This is a genomic window from Aliiroseovarius sp. PTFE2010 (assembly GCF_049943335.1).
Lineage (GTDB): Bacteria > Pseudomonadota > Alphaproteobacteria > Rhodobacterales > Rhodobacteraceae > JBNFVY01.
Genome location: NZ_JBNFVY010000034.1, coordinates 1 through 1,274 on the forward strand (window position 1 = coordinate 1; position 1,274 = coordinate 1,274).

Sequence of the window (1,274 nt, forward strand, 5' to 3'; positions counted from 1 at the left end):
TGGAACTCGGACATGAAGAACTTGCCGGCCTGATCCGCCAGCGCCTGCTGTTCGTCCGTCATGAAATGTGTCGGAAGGTCGATATCGTTGCGCAATTGCTTGTTCATGGTCTTGCCCCCCTCAGGCGCGCAGCAGTTCTTCGGCGATGATGATCTTGCGGACTTCGCTGGTGCCCGCGCCGATTTCCAACAGTTTGTTGGCGCGGAACAACCGGTTGATTTCGGTGTCCTGCATGTAACCGGATCCGCCGTGGATGTGGCAGGCTTCGGTCACGGCCTTGTTGAACGCCTCGCCTGCATACAGGCAGGCCGCCGCGGTCAGCTTGTGGATCTCGCCGCGGCCCCCGGCGCCCTTGGGCATGCCGGCGCAGGCCGCCAGGGCGCGATAGCCGAAGGCGCGGGCGGTTTCGACCTCGGTGTAAATTTCGGCCAGCTTCGACTGCATCATCTGGAAACTTGCGATCGGCTTGCCGAATTGTTCGCGGATCTTGGCGTATTCCAGACCCAGTTCCAGCGCGCGTTCCGCCATGCCCACGCAGACCGAGGCAACCATCGCGCGTTCCAGATCCAGCCCACTCATGACCACCGAAACGCCGCTGTTTTCGGCGCCCACCATGGCCGAGGCCGGCACCCGGCAGTCTTCAAATACCAACTCGCCAGTGGGCGAGCCGCGAAAGCCCATCTTGTCCAGCTTCTGCGCCACCTTAAAGCCGGGATTGTCGGTCTCGACGAGAAAGACAGAGATGCCTTTGGCGCCTTTCGACTTGTCGGTCTTGGCATAGAGCAGGATCACATCGGCGATCGGCCCGTTGGTGATGTAAATCTTCGAGCCGTTGATGACATAGTCGTCGCCATCGCGCCGCGCGGTGGTGGCCATCGATCCAAGCGCATCCGAGCCCGCGCCAGGTTCAGTCAGCCCCAGGGCCCCGACCAGTTCGCCGGAACACAAGCCCGGCACATATTTCTTCACCTGCTCTTCAGAGCCGTTGCGCAGCAAGTTGTTCAAACACAGGTTGTCATGCGCCCCGTGCGACAGGCCCACTGCCGGATTCCATTTCGAAATGATTTCAGACACCAGCGCCTGGGTGAATTCATTCTGGCCCGATCCGCCCAGTTCTTCGGGGGCGGTGATTCCCAGCAAGCCCAGCTCGCCCATTTGCTTGAACAAATCGTCGGGCCACCATTCTTCCTCGTCCATGCGCGCCTGCAATGGATGCAGCACTTCGCGCGATACACGTTCCACGTGATCGACAATCTGGCGCTGCTCATCGGTCA

General features: G+C 60.7%; 1 protein-coding gene. It reads right to left on the minus strand.

The features are described 5' to 3' along the window. Window positions 1-120: 120 nt before the first annotated feature. A partial coding sequence (locus ACP2AV_RS15650) for an acyl-CoA dehydrogenase family protein (RefSeq protein WP_426373699.1) occupies window positions 121-1,274 on the minus strand: 1,154 nt, incomplete at its 5' end.